The organism is Mycobacterium sp. IS-3022 (genome assembly GCF_001500065.1).
Taxonomy (GTDB): Bacteria; Actinomycetota; Actinomycetes; order Mycobacteriales; family Mycobacteriaceae; genus Mycobacterium.
In genome coordinates this window covers 649,470-668,651 of record NZ_LQIN01000001.1, presented here as the reverse complement: position 1 = coordinate 668,651, position 19,182 = coordinate 649,470, and the positions used below count along the sequence as shown (strand labels likewise).

Genomic DNA, 19,182 nt, shown 5'->3' with positions numbered 1-19,182 from the left:
GCTCGTCTGTTATGTGCACAGCATTGCGTCGCATTGCGCCAATACCTGCACCACCTGCACTCCGAGTGTGAGGCTTGGATGCGTGGATTCATTCGACCTAATCGACTCCGCGAACTCCTGTACAAGGCATGTCAGCGGCGGTAGAGGGTCCACGGCGATCGGCTCGACGCCGCCGTCCCCGCGCTGTGACTGCCTTAGCTTGGGTGCACGAACGTCGTCATAAACCAGACGACCGTCGTCATAAGTCGCTTCGAATACCCGCACCTTTCGAACCTCAATGTTGCTTACGCGAATGTGTGAGCGCCCGCCCGACGGAAATCCGAGTTGCAGCGCGAGCGCCTGCCCGATGCCCCCCGGGGTCCGCTTCTGCCCGACAATCGACGCCTGGACGCTCTCCGGAAAATCGCCGAAGAGGTCCAGGCACATGGCAACATCATGCGGCCCCCAGTCCCACAACACGCTCGCATCGAGACGCGTCGGTCCGTCATTGCCGGCCGACGACTGCGTGCATCGAAGGCGGCCGAGAGCATTACCGCGCTGCTTGAGCGCGCGGTAGGCGGGACTGAACAGATGTGTGTGCCCGACCATGACCAGGACACCGGCTGCATCGGCGGCCGCGGCTACTGCCTGCGCTTCGGCGACGTTCATCGCCATCGGCTTTTCGATGAGAACTGGCAACCCGGCGGCGATTGCCTCCAGCGCCAGCGGAGCGTGCGTCATCGGCGGTGAGGCCAGGATGACGCCGTCCAGCCTCGGGTTTGCCAGCACTGCGCGCCGGTCGCCGGAAATTCGGCACGATTTCGGGACCAGCCGCGCCGTTTCCTGATTGCGGCTGCCCACGTGGGCCAGGACCGCTCCCGGCAGCCGTGCGAGCGTGTCGATGTAACGCGTGCCCCAGCGGCCCGCGCCAATCAGTCCAAACCGCACCCGCCCGCCTTCAGAGAATCGCGAGGTCTGGCAGCGGCAGAACGAAGCGACCGTGCGGCATGTAACCGCGCTGCTTTGCGACGATGGACTCCGCGAAGTTCCACGCGAGTAGCACCACATAGTCGGGCTTGCGCTCGCGCAGCGTTTCCACCGGCAATACCGGCAGGTGCAGGCCCGGCGTGAACATGCCCTGCTTGATCGGATTGTCGTCCACGATGTAGTCGAGCACCGAGCCGTCCAGACCGAAGTGATACATCAGCGTCGTCGCCTTCGCTGGCGCGCCGTAAGCGGCGATCGATTTGCCTGCCGCCTTCAGGCCGCGTAGCAGCGCCATCAACTCTTCGCCGCGCTGCCGAATCATGTCGCTCCAAGTCAGGAACGTGTCGGCACGGTGCAGGCCGGCGGCCCGCTCGTCGGCGATCATCGCGGCTACCGATGCTTCCTCAGTCCGGTCCGGACTACCCACGTAGCCGACAAGGGCTCCGCCCTGGATGTCCGAGCGCTCCGTGTGCAGAAGCTTGAGGCCGCAACGGGCGAAGAAGCCCTGCAATGGCTCGACATGGTGGAAGTCGACATGCTCGTGGTACACGGTGTCGAAAAGCGTCTTGCGATAGACGTCGAGCAAATAGCCGACCTCGAAGACGAACTGACCGTCGGGCGCGATCAGGGCGCGCACGCCGTCCACGACGCCGCGCAGATCATCGATGTGCGCACAGACGTTGTACGCGCAGATCGCCTGCGCAGGTCCATATTTCTCGCGTATCTGGCGTCCGAGATCGGCGCTGAAGAAATCTGTGAGGGTCTCGATCTCCGATGTGTCGGGCACGACGTTGGCGGCCGGATCGACGCCAAGCACACGCATACCGGCCGCTTTGAAGAAGCGCAGCAATGTTCCGTCGTTCGAGCCGATCTCGACTACCAGGTCTCCGGGCTTCAGGCACGCGCGTTCGATGATGGCAGCGCATTGCTCCTGTAGGTAGCGCACCATGACGGGCGAAGTGCTCGAAACGTAAACATAGTGGGAGAACAGCAGTTTGGGATCCACGATGTCGAGCAGCTGCAGGTGACCGCAGCCGTCGCAGCGGTACACATCAAGTGGATACACGGGCTGCGGCACAGCGCAATCGGCTGCGCTCACCATGGAATTGGCCGGCGGTGTCGGCGTCAGTTGCAGCACCCGCTCGAGAATTTGGGACCCACATAGCCGGCAGTCACCACGCCTGTGGTGATGAGGCAGCACCGTCACTCGCCCGGTTCCGGGTTGCCGGCGGACTTGTACAGATCGACACGCACAAGGTCATCCTCGTAAGAGCTCTGGTCGCGAGGCTTGCCGGTGATGTTGAGGAACGCGGAATCCTCCAGAAATTCGACCGCGTGCTCGACGAGTGGAGGCGTGTATACCAATTGACCTTCCTTCACCAGCAGCCAGCTTGGCGCCGATGTGTCGCCAGCGGCGCGATGCACATACTTCATCGTGCCTTTCAGCACATACATATAGTGCGAGTCGGTCTTGTGATAGTGGTTGGCCCGCACCGTGTTCGCCTTCGACGTGATGATCTGAACGCTCTGCACACCGCCGTCCACCAGCGTCTGAATCACGCCGCGTGCATCCTCGAACGCGGCCGGTAGGGACACGATTGGCCCGGTCGTAGGCCAGGCCTCGGACTGCTCACCCTTGTTGCTCATCGTCGACTTTCCTGGTGGATCATGGTGGCGCGTTCTGAGAGGAAGTGCTTGAAGTCGTATTCAGCTGCAACCTCCGTCGCGCCAAAGCCATCGCTTTGGTAGGGCGCGAAGGAGTTTCCTCCGAGGAAGCGCATGAAGTCATCGTCAACAGCGATCTTGGTCAGCTCTTCGTCAAACACCCTTGTCGGCTGCCAGCCCAGCGCGCGGAGCCGCGAATCGTCGAGGCTGTAGCGGATGTCCTGGCCCACGCGATTGGGCACGGACACAAAGGCTTCAGACTCGGAGCGGTTCAAGATACGGGCGAGCTTGCGCAGCACATCGATGTTGGGCAACTCGTCGTCCCCACGCACGTTGTACACGGTGTTGCGTTCGCCCTTGTCCAAGATCGTCAGCAGAGCCTCCGCCGCGTCCGCCACGTGGACCCATGAGCGCACGTAGCTGCCATCGCCGTGCATCAGCGCGGGCAGGCCGCGGCGCATACGGAGGATGGACTTTGGAATCAGCTTCTCCGGGTATTGGAAGGGTCCGTAGTTATTGGTCATACGCACGATGTTGTAGCGCAATCCGTAAGTGCGCGCCCAGCCGAGAACCAGCATGTCGGCAGCCGCCTTGGTCGCGGAGTACGGGTTCGACGGGCGCATCGGATCGCACTCACTGTGACGGCCGTTCGCGATGTCGCCGTACACCTCGTCGCTGCTGATCTGAACAAACAGGGGCGCTTCATGCGGATTCTTGACGCGCACCAACTCGAGCAGGCGCTGGACACCAAGGATGTTGGAGTAGCAGAACTGTTGGTTGTCGACGATGGAGTTGTCGACGTGCGACTCGGCGGCGAAATTCACAATGACGTCGCTGTCAGGCAGGTGACCGAGGGCGGCGATGTCCTCGGCAATGTGCCGGTAGTTCGGGTGCCGCAGAAACCCTTCATTCGCGAACCGGTCCGCGGCGTAGTTCACTACGTCGACATTCGTGACGAAATGGCCGAGCTCCAGGCAGCGCTTTACGAAGTGCTTCCCGATGAACCCGAGCCCTCCCGTAACGAGAATCAGTTTGCAATCCATGGCGTCACCTTAAGTGCCGCCATCGCGCCCGGCAGGTGTTCAAAGGATTCGAAGCGCAACCACAAGTGTCACAACCCGAAGATGTGCGATAACCGCACCAACAACCGTCCGGTCGCCAGTTGCATGCCATAGTTGCGTTCGACACAAAAGAATTGGCGCAGTAGCTACGACTGCCTGTCCGAAAATGTCACGCTTGTGAGCCGGCGCCCTGCTAACATGCCAAAGGCTACCCACCACCGAACTTGCCGAAGCGTTTCATTGGTCGGAATGCACAATCCGAGCCGCGAGAGAAAAGGCATCGATCTTGTCGAACACGGCCGAGAGCAACGTGATCGGGCTGTCCAGGAGAACCCAAATTCGTTGGGAAGCCCAGAGCTTTGCGCTGTTATTGCGCGTGGGGAAAGATCACCCTACTGTGCTGTGGCACTATCTTACGACCAATTTGCGTTATCTCCTGGTGAAATTTGGGGTTTTGTTTCGCGCGCGGAAAAACGTGACTGAGGTTCGTACCGAGTTTGAGGCGGAGGCAGCAAAAGGCCGGTTCAAGGAATTATGGTTCGACACGGCTGACGCAATTATCGTCCTGTGGTGCGTCACGTTTGCGAAGGTCTTTGACCGCGCCGATCCCGTACGGATACTCGAGATCGGGTCCTGGGAGGGCCGTTCAACCCTGTTCCTTCTGGCTTATTTCTGGCAAGGACACCTGACAGCCGTGGACACATGGGCCGGAAGCGAATACCACCACTACAGGGATTTGCAAGGCCTTGAAGCCCGTTTCGACGGCAATCTTGCACCGTTCGCATCGCGGCTAACCAAGCGCAAAGGCGCATCCGTGCATGTGCTAGCAGAGCTGCTCGATGAACAGCAGAAGTTTGATGTGATTTATGTGGATGGGTCGCACTTTGCCGATGATGTGTTAACAGACGCGATCAGCGCATGGCGGCTGTTGGAGCAGGGCGGGCTGTTGATCTTTGACGACTTTTTGTGGCCTGGCTACCCTCGCGCTCGGGCGAACCCGGCGTGGGCAATCAACGTATTTTTGAAATACCGCAAAGGCGAATACAAAATTCTGAACGTTTACTCGCAACTCATCCTACAGAAAAAAGTAGCTTTCACTGATCAGGCGGCTGCTGAACTTTCCGCACTCCGGTAGCCCCGCGGTCGCGACGGCTCTACGAGTCCTCGAAGGTGCCCTTGCCGAATAAGCCAACACGGCCGCGGCGGGCCAGACCTTCCACAAGGTCGGCGGCCTTGGCAACGCTGTCGGCGGGTTCAGTCATCCGGGTGGCTAGCGCACGGGCCCGGGTAGCGAACTGCGGGGCCAGTATGGTCCGGAGATCCGCGATCAGCGATTCACGGGTAGTGCTCAGAAAGCGTCGAGTCGTGCCCACCCTCAATCGCTTGACCCGGTCTCCCCAGAGCGGTTGATCGCCCGTCGTCCACAGGATCAACGAGGGGACTCCGGCGCGCAGGCCTGCGGCCGTGGTGCCCGAGCCACCGTGGTGCACGACCGCTCGGCAAGCGGGAAATGTGACCGAATGGTTTACCGCACTGACAACCTTGACGTGCTCCAAGTGCGGCAGTTCGCTCCAATCACTCTGCCCAGAGCAAACCAACGCGCGTTCCCCTAATTGTGCGCAGGCCTCGCTGATCATTGCGAGAGTGTCCACCGGAGATTCAACCCACATGCTGCCGAAGCCGAAATAGATCGGCGGCGTTCCCGCAGCGATCCACGAGGCGACCTCGTCGTCGCAATTTGTCGGCAACTGCGCCGTCATCACGCCAACAAACGGCCGTCGGACATCCAACCTGGCCCATTCGGCTGCCAGCCCGGGAAAGCACACTTCGTCGTAGCCCTGGAGTTCCAGCGATCCGCGTTCGGCGATCCGTCGCGGGGAGGAGGCGGTTGTCTTCGGTAGGCCCAATTCACTGCGCTGCGTGTTGTCGACCTTCTGTGTCATCTGCCAATACAACCACTCGTCCAATGTCATTGCAGCGCGGCTCAACGGCGCCGGTAGGTACGGAAATTGCTGGCTGTTCACCCTCTGCGGGAACCAATGCAGCGTGGCCAACGGAATGTCGTAATACTCCGCGACGTTGGCGGCAGCCTCCTGGAAACCCAGGCCGGTGAATAGCAGATCAGGCCGATCCACTAGCGACGTCAACGTCGTACCGATGTCGCTCCAGCACTCCGCAAATAACTTCCGGTATCTGCGCCACGACCTGATCAGTTCGTGTATCTGGAATGACTTTGGGGGGAGATATCCAGTGAACTCTCGGTACGCTTCTATCACCGGCTTGGCATCCACCCCATAAGTAGCCGCCGTGAGCCCAGCCGATTCTACGAAACCAACCATTTCTGACGTGACTGCGATGTGAACTTCGTGCCCTCTTCGCAGCAGCTCACGGCCAAGAGTAACGCCGGGCTCAACATCGCCGCGAGTTCCAAAGCATGCCAACACAAATTTCATTGCGAATTAGCTTTACTCTCTACGCGCGTATTTTGCAAAGCCTGGCATGTGGCTGAGCCACCCGCGGGTAGCTCGGCATCCGTCTGCATTCATTGGACGGAAAGCCGTCTGTCGCTCGTTTACGCTCACGCCGGACGAGTATGGGCTACTTTCTCCGACCGTCGATGGCTTTCTCGACTTCCTGCGCCCGCCCTACCTGCTTCGCGGTGTAGCCGATGAGCAGCGCCACCCCACCGAGCAGAGCGACCACCCCGGCGAGCCATACCAAGCCGTAGGTGAAGCCTTTGTCCAGTGCGTCCAACTGGGCTTCATTCATGACCGTCACCGGCCCGCTGGTGCCGCCGAGCGACAGCGTGCGCGACGTGACGACGGCCTGGATGCCAGCCAGCACCAACGGCCCGCCGAGACCCTGCAGCATCACTGCGATCGCCGTGGTGGGTCCTATCTTGTCGAAGCCCACACTTGCGATCACCGACAACCCAAGTGGGACGTTGATCATGCCGATGGCAATACCGCCGATGACAATCGGAAGCACAAGATTCGGGAAGTACGGGATGCCACGGTTGAGCGTCGAGCCATAAAGGATCGCGCCCAGTAGCAGGATGGCGCCGACGACAACCACCACCCGTGGCGGGAACCACGGCACCAACCGCGATGTCACGCCCATCCCGACTGCGATCGCTATGGCAAACGGGACGAAGGCGATGCCCGCGCGCAGCGGACTGTAGCCCATGATGTTCTGCACATAGAGGGCGACCACCACGATCAAGGTGAACATCACCCCCCCGGAAAGGAAGAAGGCGCCGAACGCGGCCAGCCGGCTGCGGTCGAAGAACAGACCAAATGGGACGATGGGATTTTCCGCCGATCGCTCCACGACGGCGAACGCCACGAAAGCTGCCAGGGCCACTACACCTGAACCGACCGTCGGAGCCGACAGCCAGCCCTTCTCCGGCCCCATCGACAAGCCGAAAACCCCTGCAGTACAGACGAATGTCGCCAGCACAGCCCCGGCGGCATCGAGATGCACCCGCTCCTTCTGGGTTTCCCGCAGCGCGACGCTGGCCAGGTAGATAACCAGCAGCCCGATCGGCACATTCGCCAAAAACGCCAGCCGCCACCACACTTCGGTGATCGCCCCGCCCGCAACCAAGCCGATAACCGCGCCCACACCGGACATCGCACCGAATGCCGCAATCGCCGCGTTGCGCTCCGGCCCCTTCTGAAACGCTGTCGCCGCCAATGCCAAACAGGTCGGTATGGCGATCGCGGCACCGATGCCCTGCAGTAGCCGCGCCACCACGAGGCTCGGCCCGTCCCAGGCGATTCCGCACATGGCCGAGGCAATGGTGAACAGCGCGACGGAGAAGATGAAAATGCGCTTGCGCCCGAAGGTGTCACCGAGGCGGCCGCCTAGCAAAATCAGGCCGCCGTAAGTCAATAGGTAGGCGGTGATCACCCAGCTTCGCCCGGCATCCGACAGGCCCAATTCGTTCTGAATCGTAGGAAGCGCAAAGATCGCAATGGGGCCATCCATCGCCGCCATCAACTCAATGCCGCCAATCGCGGCCACCGTTGCGACGAATCGGCGAGACGACCGGCGGGTCGCGAACGACTTCTCCCCATGGCGGCCCGTAGTCGCTTCGACAGGGGTCGGGGCCGTTCGTTCGGCGCGCTCTGTCGTCGAGTGATTTGCCCACTCACCATCGTTGAGAGCCGCCATATCGGGCCACCCTATAGCAAACATAGGTTGCGCGGCCGTCGTTCTGTGAGTCACCCGGGCGCACAGGTATGCGGGAGCTTCGGGACGGTGGGTGTGAGACACCGTTACCGCCGGCCCGGCCGACAGATGTCACCCATCTTCGATCTGGGAGGCCGGGCGCTCGACGGGCCGCAACATGTCAGGTCCGTGGTTTGCTGGCTTGTGTGATATTGCCGCAAAGTGCAGTACTCGCGAGTAGAGTCGCTGCAATCAGCCATTAGGGAGGGTGGATACGATGATCAAACTGTCGCTGACCACGTTGGCTAGCGGGCTCGGCGGTCTGGCATTGTTGCTGACCGCAGGAGCCGGGGTCGCGTCCGCAGCTCCAGATCTGGGTCCGGCCATCAACACGACCTGCACTTACCCGCAGTTTGTGGCGGCGCTCAATGCGGAACGTCCGGAGGCGGCAGCGGGATTCAACGCATCGCCGCCCGACCAGTCCGCAATTCAACAGTTCCTCGCCTCGCCGCCGAGTGAACGCGCGGCGATGGCCCAGATGGTGGCGAGCAACCCCGGCGCTGCGCAAGCCATTCCAGTCCTCCAGCACGTCTTCAGCGTCTGCAATAACTACTGAGCGGGTTGACTGCGAGCCCTGGCTTCGTCCTCCGGATCCGTAGTGCTGCTCATGCGGATGTGGGACTGCGAGGTTCCAGTTGGAAGGCCGCGGTGCATGTGATGCCACGCGGGATACCGGTGGCGGTCAACAGCTTTGGTCACATTGCGCGGAGCTGCGACGGCTCCGGCTGAAGCGCGACGTTGATGTCGATCCGTCGTCGTGGGTGGTGCACGACGCGACGAGCCCCCGAAACGGGCACCGGGCCCGACCTCCCTCGCAACCCCGCAGACGTTGGCGCCGGCGCCGTCGGCTTCGTCGCTGATCGACCCGCTCCTGGACCCCGATACCGCTTAGCCCTTCGGCCAGGTGTCCGCCTGGCAACCCCCCGCTACGGCACTCCCAAGTCCAATTACCTTGCCCGAGAATTTCTTCCGCTCGACCGCCCTAAGCCTCTAATGAGGCCTTGAGCTGTGGGCCGTACTTCGCGAGCGATGCGGGGGTCATCATCTCATCGTGTTCGCAGTCAACTGGGTGCACGGTAATGTCGCCAGCAACGTAGGGTCGCCAATTTTCTGGTTCGCATAAGTCGTCGTCATTTGGATCTTGCTTAGCGGAGAATACGATCACATCGCCCTCAAACACATCGGGCACGTGGTCGCGGAGAAACAACTCGTTCGCATTGTGGTTTCGCACAGCGAACTCAAAGATCTGCCTGGGCGGAAGCACGAACTCCACCACTTCTCCTTGTTGGAGAATCAGCTCCTCGGCCTGCCGGTAGGTAAGAGGCTCCGACTGCTCTGGAATATCGATGTGACTGGACCGTAAGAAAAGGTCGAGGAGGCGGCCCTCGCCTGGATTCTCGTCGTCTACAGCGTCGTTTCTCCTTGTACGGTTGACGCTGAGCACCGGGTCCAACAGGATGACGCGTTGGACTTCACATCCGCGCCGGTGAAGCTCAATGGCGAGCTCGTGGGCTACGGGACCGCCGAAAGACCAGCCGAGAAGGTTGTAGGGTCCGTCGGGATAAACGGCTTGGAGTCGATCCGCATAGATTTTCGCCATGTCGCGAATGGATCCCGGCTCAGCTTCGCCGTTCTGCGGGATTTGGTTGATTCCGATGATGGGGCAATCCAAAAAGCTACCCAGCCCCCGATATGCATAGCTTTGCCCGTTACCTTCGTGAATACAGCACAGCGGAACGCCCGTACCCTCCTTGAGAACGTCAACAGGGGGCAGTTCCACACCGCTGCCATCTCTGCCCAACAGCTGGCTGAGGCTTCTCACCGACGGCGCGAGTAACAGCGTGCGCACCGCGACGTGGCCATCCAAGAATTTGTTGACCGCGGCAACCACGCGCATCGCCGAAAGCGAATCCCCACCCAACTCGAAAAACGAGTCATTGACCCCAACCTGCTCCAAACCGAGCACCTGGGCAAAGATATCGGCCAGGACTGCTTCCAGCTTTGTCGCCGGCGCCTGGTAACCGTCGGTGTCCTGGTATTCCGGCGCCGGCAAGGCGCGCTTGTCGAGTTTGCCGTTGGGCGTCAACGGCATCTCCTCGATCACCACCACCGCCGTCGGCACCATGAACGCCGGCAACCGCTCAGCCAGCGCGGCACGTATCGCGGCCGGGTCGGCGGTCCCGGTGATATAGCCCACCAGGCGCTTGTTGCCGGGGCGGTCCTCGCGGGTTATCACCGCCGCCTGGGCCACCCCATCGCAATCGGCCAACACGGCCTGAATCTCATCGAGTTCGATGCGGTAGCCGCGGATTCTGACTTGCTCATCCGCGCGGCCCATATATTCCAGCTGCCCATCGGCGCCCCAGCGAACCAGATCCCCGGTGCGATACATCCGTTGTCCTGGCGCCCCCGCGTCTGCGAATGGACACGCGACAAACCGTGACGCGGTCAGCTCGGGACGTCGCCAATACCCCACGCCCACACCATGTCCGGCCACATACAATTCACCGACCACACCGGCGGGCACCCGGCGCAAACCCGCATCCAGGACGAACAACGCGGCCCCTGGCACCGGAGCGCCGATCGGCACCACGCCCGACCCCGCCGTCAGAGGCCGACTCAGGCTCACACCCATCGTGGTCTCGGTGGGCCCGCAGGCGTTGATCATCACCCGTCCCGGCGCCCAGCGATCCACCAGCTCGGTCGGGCAGGCCTCACCGGCCACCACCAACGCGGTCGTGTCCAAACCCTGCGGTGACAACATCTTTGCCGCCGAAGGGGTCTGGGTGAGAACGCTGACCTGTTCAGCGACCAGCAAGGCTTGAAAGTCTTCCGGCGAGCGTGTCACTGAGTCGGGCACCGCCACCACTCGACCACCGTGCGACAGCGCACCCCAGATTTCCCAAACCGACACGTCAAACCCGTAGGAATGACACTGCGTCCACGCCCCCGTCACCGGCAGATATGCGGGTAGTGCTTCCAATAGCTGGGTGGCGTTGCGGTGTGTTATCGCCACGCCTTTGGGAACGCCGGTGGTACCCGAGGTGTAGATGAGGTAAGCGACATCTTCCGGTGCCGGCCCTGGCAAGGCGGTACTGGGTTGGTTGTCCACCGCTGGGTCGTCGATATCGATGACCGCCAAGTCTTGCCCATCCAGGCGATCGGCCAGCTCCGTGGTGGTGATGGCGGCGATCGCCGCGGTATCGGCCAACATGAACCCGATCCGCGCCACCGGCAACACCGGATCAATCGGGAGATACGCCGCTCCGCTCTTCAACACCGCCAGGATCGACACGATCGCCTCACCCGACCGCGGCAACAACAGCGCCACACACTCACCGGGACCCGCGCCGTGGCCGACCAGCAGGTGCGCCAACCGGTTGGACGCCTCATCGAGCTCACGATAAGTCCACGAACGCTCCCCGCAGCTCAGCGCAACTGCCTGCGGCGCGCGCTCCACCTGAGAAGCAAACAATGCTGGAATCGATACTGTCGGCGCGGGCGTGGTCAATGCCGCCCGGTTACCCCACTCATCGAGCCGAGCGTGCTCACCCTCGTCGACCAGATCCAGCGACGACAACGGTTTGGCGGGATCGGCGGTCATGGCCACCAACACCCGCTGCAGCCGGCCAATCAGCGCCTCAATGCCAGGCCCATGGAACACCTCGGTGTCGTATTCGACGCGAAGTCCCAGCTCAGGCCCTGGCCCCGCTTGCAGCGTCAGGGGATAGTGGGTGGATTCATGGATGCTGATGTCGCTGATGGCCAGGTCATGCTCCGCTGACAAGGCCCCGGCGTCGATCGGATAGTTCTCGAAGACGAAAACGGTGTCGAACAGCTGGTCGTGTCTGGTGATGCGGTGGATCTCGGCAAGCGACAGGTGCTGGTGTTCCAGTGTTTGGTTGTGGCCGCTTTGCAGCTGGTCGAGTAGGTCTGTGGTAGTGGTCTCGGTGGTTATGCGCGCCCGCACCGGCACGGTGTTGATCAACAGGCCCACCATCGATTCCGCGTCGACCACCTCAGCCGGCCGCCCCGAGACCGCGGTGCCGAAGGCGACATCCTTTTGGCCGGTCAGCGACATCAGCAGCTGTGCCCACGCTCCCTGAAGCACGACGTTGACGGTGGTGTGCTGCGACCGCGCCAGCTCGGTGAGCGCGCGTGTCGTGTGCTCAGAGACCGTAAACGATGCGCCGCCTCGCCGGCCGCGCCCCGTCCGGACCGCCGGACCCACCAACGTCGGCGTGTCAAAACCGGCAAACACCCCGCTCCAGGCCACCCGAGCGGCATCGAGGTCTCGCTCGGCCAGCCAGGCGACAAAGCTGCGATACGACGCGGGTGCGGGCAGCCGCTGCCGGTAATACCCGGCGAAGATTTCCTGTAGCAGGATCGGTGTCGACCAGCCATCGAGCACGATGTGATGATTGGTCAGCACCAGCCGGTGCTCGTCGGGCGCGGTGCGGATCAACACCGCCCGAAACGCCGGCTGGTGGGCCAACTCGCACACCGCGGCGCGTTCATCGGCGGATATCCGCTGAAGGTGATCGTTGACGTCGACGTCTTGGGACTCCAAGTCGAGATAGCGCCACCCCGGAACGGGATCAGCAAGGATGACCTGCACCGCTTCGTCGAATTGCGCGGAGAATCGGGCCACCAGGTTGGGATGCCGGTTGACAACCGTGTGCACCGCTGCGCGCACTCGTTCCACGTCGAGGGCGCCGGTGATGGTGAAGCCCCATTGCACCGCATACACATCGTCGCCGCCCGCCGCGGTGCTGGCGTGAAACAGCAGGCCCTGCTGCAGGGGTGTCAGCGGCAGAATATCGGCGACCTGGTACTGCTCGCACAGCTCGTCGATCTGTTGTTGGCTTAGCCGCGCCGGCGCGATGTCCGACGGCGTCAACCCGCCCCCACCGGCACGCACATGCGCGCAGATACCGGTCAGCGCGTCAAACCACAACCGGCTCAACCGGTCCATCTGTGCGTGGTCAAGCGCCGATTGCGCCCACGCCCAGTTGGCCTGCAGGCGTGGGCCGTCCTCGGTGTCGGCGGTGGCGGCGTTGAGCTCCACGGTATGCGCCAATGGCATGGATGTCGCCGCGGCCGCACCGGTGGCCGCCATCCCCTGCTGGCTGAGCCGCCACAAATCATCGGACACCTCAACCGCCGCTGCGCCGAGGCGCCCCAGATAGTTGAACCCGATGACCGGGTCAGAGTCGGCCAACTCGACATCGGGATTCAGATAGCGCAGCAGACCGTAGGTCCAGCCGTCGGGGACGGCGCGAAGCTGTTCCTTGGCGTCCTTGAGCACCGCACCCAACGCGGCGTCGCCGGCGATGACCTGCGCCCAGTCCAGCCCGTCGACCGCCAATGCCACCGGGTATTTGGCCGTGAACCATCCCACGGTGCGCGACAGGTCCACATCGGCGGCCAGTTCCTCGCGCCCGTGTCCCTCCACGTCGATGCCGATCGGCGCGCCGTCGGCACCCAAAAACTCCGTGAACGCCAAGGCGAACGCGATCAACAAAATGTCGTGCACCCCGGCATGAAACGCAGCGGGAACCTCGCCCAGAAGCATCCGCGTCGTTGCGACATCCAGGGACACCGACATCTGGCCGGCCGTGGCCAACGTATCCACCTCTGGTTGCAGAGTCGGCAGCAGCGTCGGAGCCGTCGCCACCTGCCGCCACACCTCCGCCTGAGCAACGACTTCCGCGGCGTGCGCGTGCTCAGCCAGCAGTGTCGCCCACCGGGCAAACGACGTCCCGGTCCCCGGCAGAGCTATCGGCTGCCCATTGTGGTGTTGGGCCCACGCAATGTTCAAGTCTTCCAACAAGATTCGCCACGACACCCCATCCACCGCGAGATGGTGAATGATCAACACCAGCTGGCCGGGATCAGGCACCCACAGCGCGCTGAGCATTACGCCGGCGCCCGGGTTCAACCGCGACCGCGCGCCCGCCACCGCCTCATCGGACAACACGTCGACGGTGTACAGGCAATCGCGGGCGTTCACCGCCCCGGCTTCGGGCACCCACAGCGACCAGCCCCCGTCGCCGTCGTCGTCGACGCGGCACCGCAACATGGCATGCCGATCCAGCAACCCCTGCAACAACACGACCACGTCGGCCTCGGCCACTGCGGCCGGGGCCTGCACCACCACCGTCTGGTTGAACTCGTCGACCGGGCCATCGATCGCCTGCAGCCAGCGCATGATCGGGGTCGCCACCACCGGCCCGACGCCCTCATCGACCGGACCGGCCGCACCGTCGGTGATCTCGGCCACCCGGGCCAACCTCGCCACCGTCTGCTCCACGAAGATGTCGCGTGGTCGACACAGCACACCGGCCGCCCGCGCCCGCGCCACGACTTGCATCGACAGGATGCTGTCGCCACCGAGTTCGAAAAACGAGTCGTCCACCCCAACCCGCTCGAGTCCGAGGACTTGGGCATAGATGCCGGCCAGGACCTCCTCCACCGCGCTGGCCGGGGCACGGTAACGGTCAACATCGGCGTATTCAGGTGCCGGCAAGGCCCGGGTGTCGATCTTGCCGTTCACCGTCAACGGCACCGCATCGAGCACCACCACAGCCGTCGGCACCATGTAGACCGGCAACCGCTCAGCCAGCTTCGCCCGCACGGCGACCGGGTCGAGGGCGCCGGTCACATAGCCCACCAGCCGCTTGTCGCCGGGGCGATCCTCCCGGGCAATCACCACCGCCTGATCGACCCCATCGCATCCGGCCAGTGCGGCTTGGACCTCACCGAGTTCGATGCGATACCCGCGGATCTTGACCTGCTCATCGGCACGGCCCAGATAGACCAGCTGCCCATCAGCCCCCCACGACACCAGATCCCCGGTGCGATACATCCGTTGTCCTGGCGCTTCCGCGCCTAAGAACGGACACGCCACAAATCGCGACGACGTCAACCCGGACCGACCCACGTACCCGTATGCCAGCCCGGCGCCGGCCACATACAGCTCGCCCACCACGCCGGCGGGCACCGGCCGCAACCAGCCATCCAGCACGAAAAACCCGAGATAAGCCAACGGCACCCCGATCGGGCTGACCGGGCTGTCGATGTCGGCCTCGAATATTTCGCGCACCGAGGCATGCACCGTGGTCTCGGTGATGCCATACATATTGATCAAGCGCGGTAAACCCGGATGGTTCCGCAGCCACCCCCGCAGCCGCTGGGGTTCTAGCGCTTCCCCGCCGAACACCACCGTTTCCAGCTTGAGCTGGTCTCCCACTTCCGGCGCGAGCGAATCAGCGGTTCGTAGCGCATAAAACGCCGACGGGGTCTGGCTCAACACGTTGACCTGCTCAGCAACCAGCAGCGCATGCAGGTCTTCCGGGGAACGTACTACCGCATCGGGCACCACCAGCAGCCGTCCGCCGTGCAGCAGGGCACCGAAGGCCTCCCATACCGAAAAGTCAAACGCCAGCGAATGACACTGCGACCACACCTGCCCCGGCGACAGCTCCAGCTCGGCGTCCAACGACTCCAACAGCGTGGTCACGTTGCGGTGGGCTACCGCTACTCCCTTCGGGGTCCCGGTCGTCCCCGACGTGTAGATCAGGTAAGCGATGTCCTCGGGTGCCGGCGCCGGCAATGGTGTGGCGGGGTAGTTGTCCACCGCGGGATCGTCGGCATCGATGACCACCAGATCGTGACTGTCGAGTCGCGAACGCAACTCGGCGGTGGTGATCACCGCTATCGGCGCCGCATCGGTCACCACGAAGCCGATCCGCGCATCGGGATGCGCCGGGTCGAGCGGCACATACGCCGCCCCCGTTTTCAGCACCGCGAAGATCGCCGCGACCGCCTCGGCCGAGCGCGGCAACAACAACGCCACCCGCGCACCCGGGCGCGCCCCATGACCAGCCAACAGATGCGCCAGCCGGTTCGACGCCTCGTCGAGCTCCCGATACGTCACCGAGTGGCCCTCAAAGGTGATCGCCACCGCCTCCGGAACGCGCGCTACCTGCTCGGCGAACAGCGCCGGAATCGACACCGACGCCGGCGCGCGCTGGGTCAACCCCGCCCGATTACCGATCTCGTCCAACCGGGCATGCTCGACCGCGTCCAGCACGTCCACCGATGAGAGCCGCCGTGTCGGATCGGCGGTCATGGCCGCCAACACCCGCGCCAGCCGCTCGATCAGCGCCTCGATGCTGGCCGCGTCGAACACGTCGCTGCGGAACTCCACCTCCCCGCCGATCCCGGCGGGCTCACCGGCCTGGCTCCAGCGCTCGCCCAAAGAAAACGTCAGATCCATGCGGGCGGTGCGGGTGTCGGCCGGTAGCGGCGTGACCCGAAGATCACCCAACGCCAGCTCGGCGGACGTGGTGTCCTGCCCCGCGAAGTTCTGCCAGGCCAACACCACCTGCACCAGCGGATGGTGGGTCATGCTGCGGGTCGGGTTGAGCCGTTCCACCAGCACCTCGAACGGCACATCCTGGTGCTCGTAGGCGGCCAGGCTGCGCGCCCGCACGTCGGCGAGCAGTTCGGCAACGGTGGGATCCCCGGCCACATCGACGCGCAAGACCAACGTGTTGACGAAGAACCCGACCAACTCATCCAGCGCGGGGTCGCGCCGCCCGGCGATCGGGAACCCGACAGCCACATCCGTGCTGGCGCTGAGCTTGGCCAGCAGCACCGCGAGAGCGGCCTGCACCACCATGAAACTGCTGGCATTGTGCTCGCGAGCCACCCGAGCCACCTGCTGCTGCAACTCGGCCGGCCAGTCCACCGCCACCTTGGCACCGCGGTAATCAGCCACCGGCGGATAGGGCCGATCGGTGGGCAGCGCCAGCCGCTCCGGCGCCCCGGACAGCACCTGCCGCCAAAAGGTCAGCTGCGCGGCGATACGGCTATCGGGATCCTCGAGATCACCCAACTGCGCGCGCTGCCACAACGTGTAATCGACATACTGCACCGGCAGCACCGACCATCCCGGGGCCTGACCCGCCCGCCGGGCGGTATAGGCCATCCCGAGGTCTCGCACCAGCGGCGTGATCGACCAGCCGTCGGCGGCGATATGATGCACCACCGCCACCAACACGTGCTCCTCATCGGCGATGCGGAAAAGCCGTGCCCGTAACGGGATCTCGGTGGCCAACTCAAACGGCTCGCGCACGACCGCTCCGACGGCCTCCTCGAGCCGGCCCGCCGACCAACCGACGGCATCAACCACCTGCCAACCTAAGTCGGCCCGCTCGGCGGGTATCACCAACTGCTGGGGCATCCCGTCGACTGCCGGGAACAGCGTGCGCAGGGTCTCATGGCGGCCCACCACATCGCCCAACGCGTGGCCCAACGCCTCGGCATCCAGCCGGCCATCGAGACGCAACGCCACCGCCAAGTTGTAGATCGGTGAGGGCCCCTGCAGCTGGTCGATGAACCACAACCGGTGCTGGGCAAACGACAGCGGCACCAGCGCCGGCCGCGCGACAGCCACCAACGGCTCCAGTCCACCCGCGTCGCCAGCGATACGCGGCGCCAACTCGGCCACGGTGGGCGTCTCGAACAGGGCGCCCACTGGAAGGTGAGCATCCAGTCCCGCGTTGACCGCGGCGGCTACCCGCATCGCCAACAGCGAATCCCCACCCAAATCGAAGAACGAGTCGTCAACCCCCACGCGCTCCAGTCCGAGCACCTGAGCGTAGATACCCGCCACCATTTCCTCAGTGGGCGTGGTCGGGGCGCGATACCGATCGACATCCTGATACTCCGGTGCGGGCAACGCGCGTTTGTCGAGCTTGCCGCTAACCGTCAACGGCAGCGCATCCAACACCACCACCGCCGCCGGAACCATATAGGCCGGTAACCGCTCAGCCAGCTCCGCACGCGTCGTGGCTGAATCGGCCGTGCCGGTGACATAGCCCACCAACCGTTTGTCACCGGGGCGGTCCTCGCGGGCGATCACGACCGCCTGCTGCACCCCATCCAGCGCCGCGAGCGCGGCCTGGACCTCACCGAGCTCGATGCGATACCCGCGGATCTTGACCTGTTCATCGGCGCGCCCCAGATACTGCAGCTGGCCATCCATGCTCCAACGCACCAGATCCCCGGTGCGATACATCCGTTCTCCTGGCGCACCGAACGGGCACGCCACAAAGCGCGACGCGGTCAACCCGGACCGGCGCACATACCCGCACGCCACCCCACCACCGGCCACATACAACTCCCCGACCACACCCGCCGAGACCCGGCGCAACCCCGCATCGAGAACGAACACCGCCGCTCCCGACACCGGCCTGCCGATCGGCGCCACTCCCGACCCGGCGACAAGCGGCGCACTCATCGCCGCATACACGGTGGCCTCGGTCGGACCGTAGGCGTTGATCATCACCCGTCCCGGCGCCGCCCAGCGGTCCACCAGCTCGACTGGGCAGGCCTCACCGGCCACCATCAACGTCGTCGACTCCAAGCCCTGCGGTGAGAGCATCCCGGCCGCCGACGGCGTCTGACACAACACACCAACCTGTTCAGCAACCAGCAGGGCGTGCAACTCATCCGGTGAGGCGGCCACCTCTTCGGGCACCACCACCAGGCGCCCGCCATGCAACAACGCCCCGAAGATCTCCCACACCGACACGTCGAACGACAACGAATGCCACTGCGACCACACCTGCCCCGGTGCGAGATCGGCGGGCAGCGACTCCACCAACTGGGTCACGTTGCGGTGCGCGACCGCCACACCCTTCGGCACACCCGTCGTACCCGAGGTGTAAATGAGGTAGGCGATATCCTCCGGTGCTGCCGCCCCCGCCATGGCGGTGCACGGAAAGGCCTCGATACGCGGGTCCCCGACATCGATGACCGTCAAATCCTGCCCGTCCAGCCGATCGGCCAACCCAGCGGTCGTGATGGCCGCGATCGCCGCGGCATCGGCCACCATGAACCCGATCCGCGCCACCGGCAATGCCGGATCGATCGGCACATAGGCCGCCCCGCACTTGAGCACCGCCAGGATCGACACGATCGCCTCACCCGACCGCGGCAACGACAACGCCACGCACGCACCCGGGCCCGCACCAGACTCTGCCAACAGATGCGCTAACCGGTTCGACGCCTCATCGAGTTCGCGATAGGTCCACGACCGTTGCCCGCAGCTCAGCGCCACCGCCTCCGGCGTGCGCGCCACCTGCGCAGCGAACAACGCCGGGATGGACTCCGTCGGCGCAGCACGGGTCAAGACTGCCCGATTGCCCCACCCATCCAGCTCGGCGTGTTCATCCTCATCGAGCAA

8 protein-coding genes and 1 pseudogene are annotated in these 19,182 nt (G+C 63.9%); 2 read left to right on the top strand and 7 right to left on the bottom strand.

All coding sequences use genetic code 11. From position 1 onward, the window contains the following. Window positions 1-9: 9 nt before the first annotated feature. From AU188_RS03120 to AU188_RS03105, 4 genes are read right to left on the bottom strand one after another with little or no spacing between them, the layout of a single operon-like run. Complete coding sequence (locus tag AU188_RS03120) at window positions 10-927, bottom strand: Gfo/Idh/MocA family protein (protein ID WP_059162187.1); 918 nt, start codon at window positions 925-927, stop codon at window positions 10-12. Window positions 928-937: 10 nt separating this feature from the next. Continuing rightward, window positions 938-2,167, bottom strand: coding sequence for a class I SAM-dependent methyltransferase (locus AU188_RS03115; RefSeq protein WP_156426562.1), 1,230 nt, complete (start codon window positions 2,165-2,167; stop codon window positions 938-940). Window positions 2,168-2,169: 2 nt separating this feature from the next. Then, entirely contained in the window at window positions 2,170-2,613 is a 444-nt protein-coding gene (locus tag AU188_RS03110; RefSeq protein ID WP_059162186.1) for a cupin domain-containing protein, read from the bottom strand. Continuing rightward, window positions 2,610-3,674 carry a dTDP-glucose 4,6-dehydratase gene (locus tag AU188_RS03105; RefSeq protein WP_082686447.1) on the bottom strand — a complete coding sequence of 355 codons (1,065 nt, stop codon included), beginning with the start codon at window positions 3,672-3,674 and terminating at the stop codon, window positions 2,610-2,612. Before AU188_RS03105 ends, AU188_RS03110 begins: the two co-directional genes overlap by 4 nt. A 304-nt stretch (window positions 3,675-3,978) precedes the next feature. Here AU188_RS03105 and AU188_RS03100 point away from each other — a divergent pair, with 304 nt between their 5' ends. After that, on the top strand, window positions 3,979-4,827 hold the full coding sequence (locus AU188_RS03100) for a class I SAM-dependent methyltransferase (RefSeq protein WP_286137256.1): 849 nt from the start codon (window positions 3,979-3,981) through the stop codon (window positions 4,825-4,827). Between the two features lie 19 nt (window positions 4,828-4,846). On the opposite strand, the gene AU188_RS03095 is transcribed toward AU188_RS03100, so the two are convergent. Beyond that, on the bottom strand, window positions 4,847-6,145 hold the full coding sequence (locus AU188_RS03095; RefSeq protein WP_059162183.1) for a glycosyltransferase: 1,299 nt from the start codon (window positions 6,143-6,145) through the stop codon (window positions 4,847-4,849). A gap of 145 nt (window positions 6,146-6,290) precedes the next feature. Next, window positions 6,291-7,745, bottom strand: a pseudogene (locus AU188_RS03090) (MFS transporter); the annotation flags it as partial. Between the two features lie 397 nt (window positions 7,746-8,142). On the opposite strand from AU188_RS03090, the gene AU188_RS03085 reads away from it, so the two are divergent. Continuing rightward, on the top strand, window positions 8,143-8,481 hold the full coding sequence (locus AU188_RS03085; protein ID WP_059162181.1) for a hemophore-related protein: 339 nt from the start codon (window positions 8,143-8,145) through the stop codon (window positions 8,479-8,481). Between the two features lie 426 nt (window positions 8,482-8,907). Here AU188_RS03085 and AU188_RS03080 read toward each other — a convergent pair whose 3' ends face one another. Then, window positions 8,908-19,182 carry an amino acid adenylation domain-containing protein gene (locus tag AU188_RS03080; RefSeq protein ID WP_502687579.1) on the bottom strand — a complete coding sequence of 3,425 codons (10,275 nt, stop codon included), beginning with the start codon at window positions 19,180-19,182 and terminating at the stop codon, window positions 8,908-8,910.

Excerpts from the sequence above, each read along its gene's own strand:
- AU188_RS03110 (WP_059162186.1), bottom strand. The coding sequence starts at position 2,613 with ATGAGCAACAAGGGTGAGCAGTCCGAGGCCTGGCCTACGACCGGGCCA.
- AU188_RS03105 (WP_082686447.1), bottom strand. The coding sequence starts at position 3,674 with ATGGATTGCAAACTGATTCTCGTTACGGGAGGGCTCGGGTTCATCGGG.
- AU188_RS03095 (WP_059162183.1), bottom strand. The coding sequence starts at position 6,145 with ATGAAATTTGTGTTGGCATGCTTTGGAACTCGCGGCGATGTTGAGCCC.
- AU188_RS03085 (WP_059162181.1), top strand. The coding sequence starts at position 8,143 with ATGATCAAACTGTCGCTGACCACGTTGGCTAGCGGGCTCGGCGGTCTG.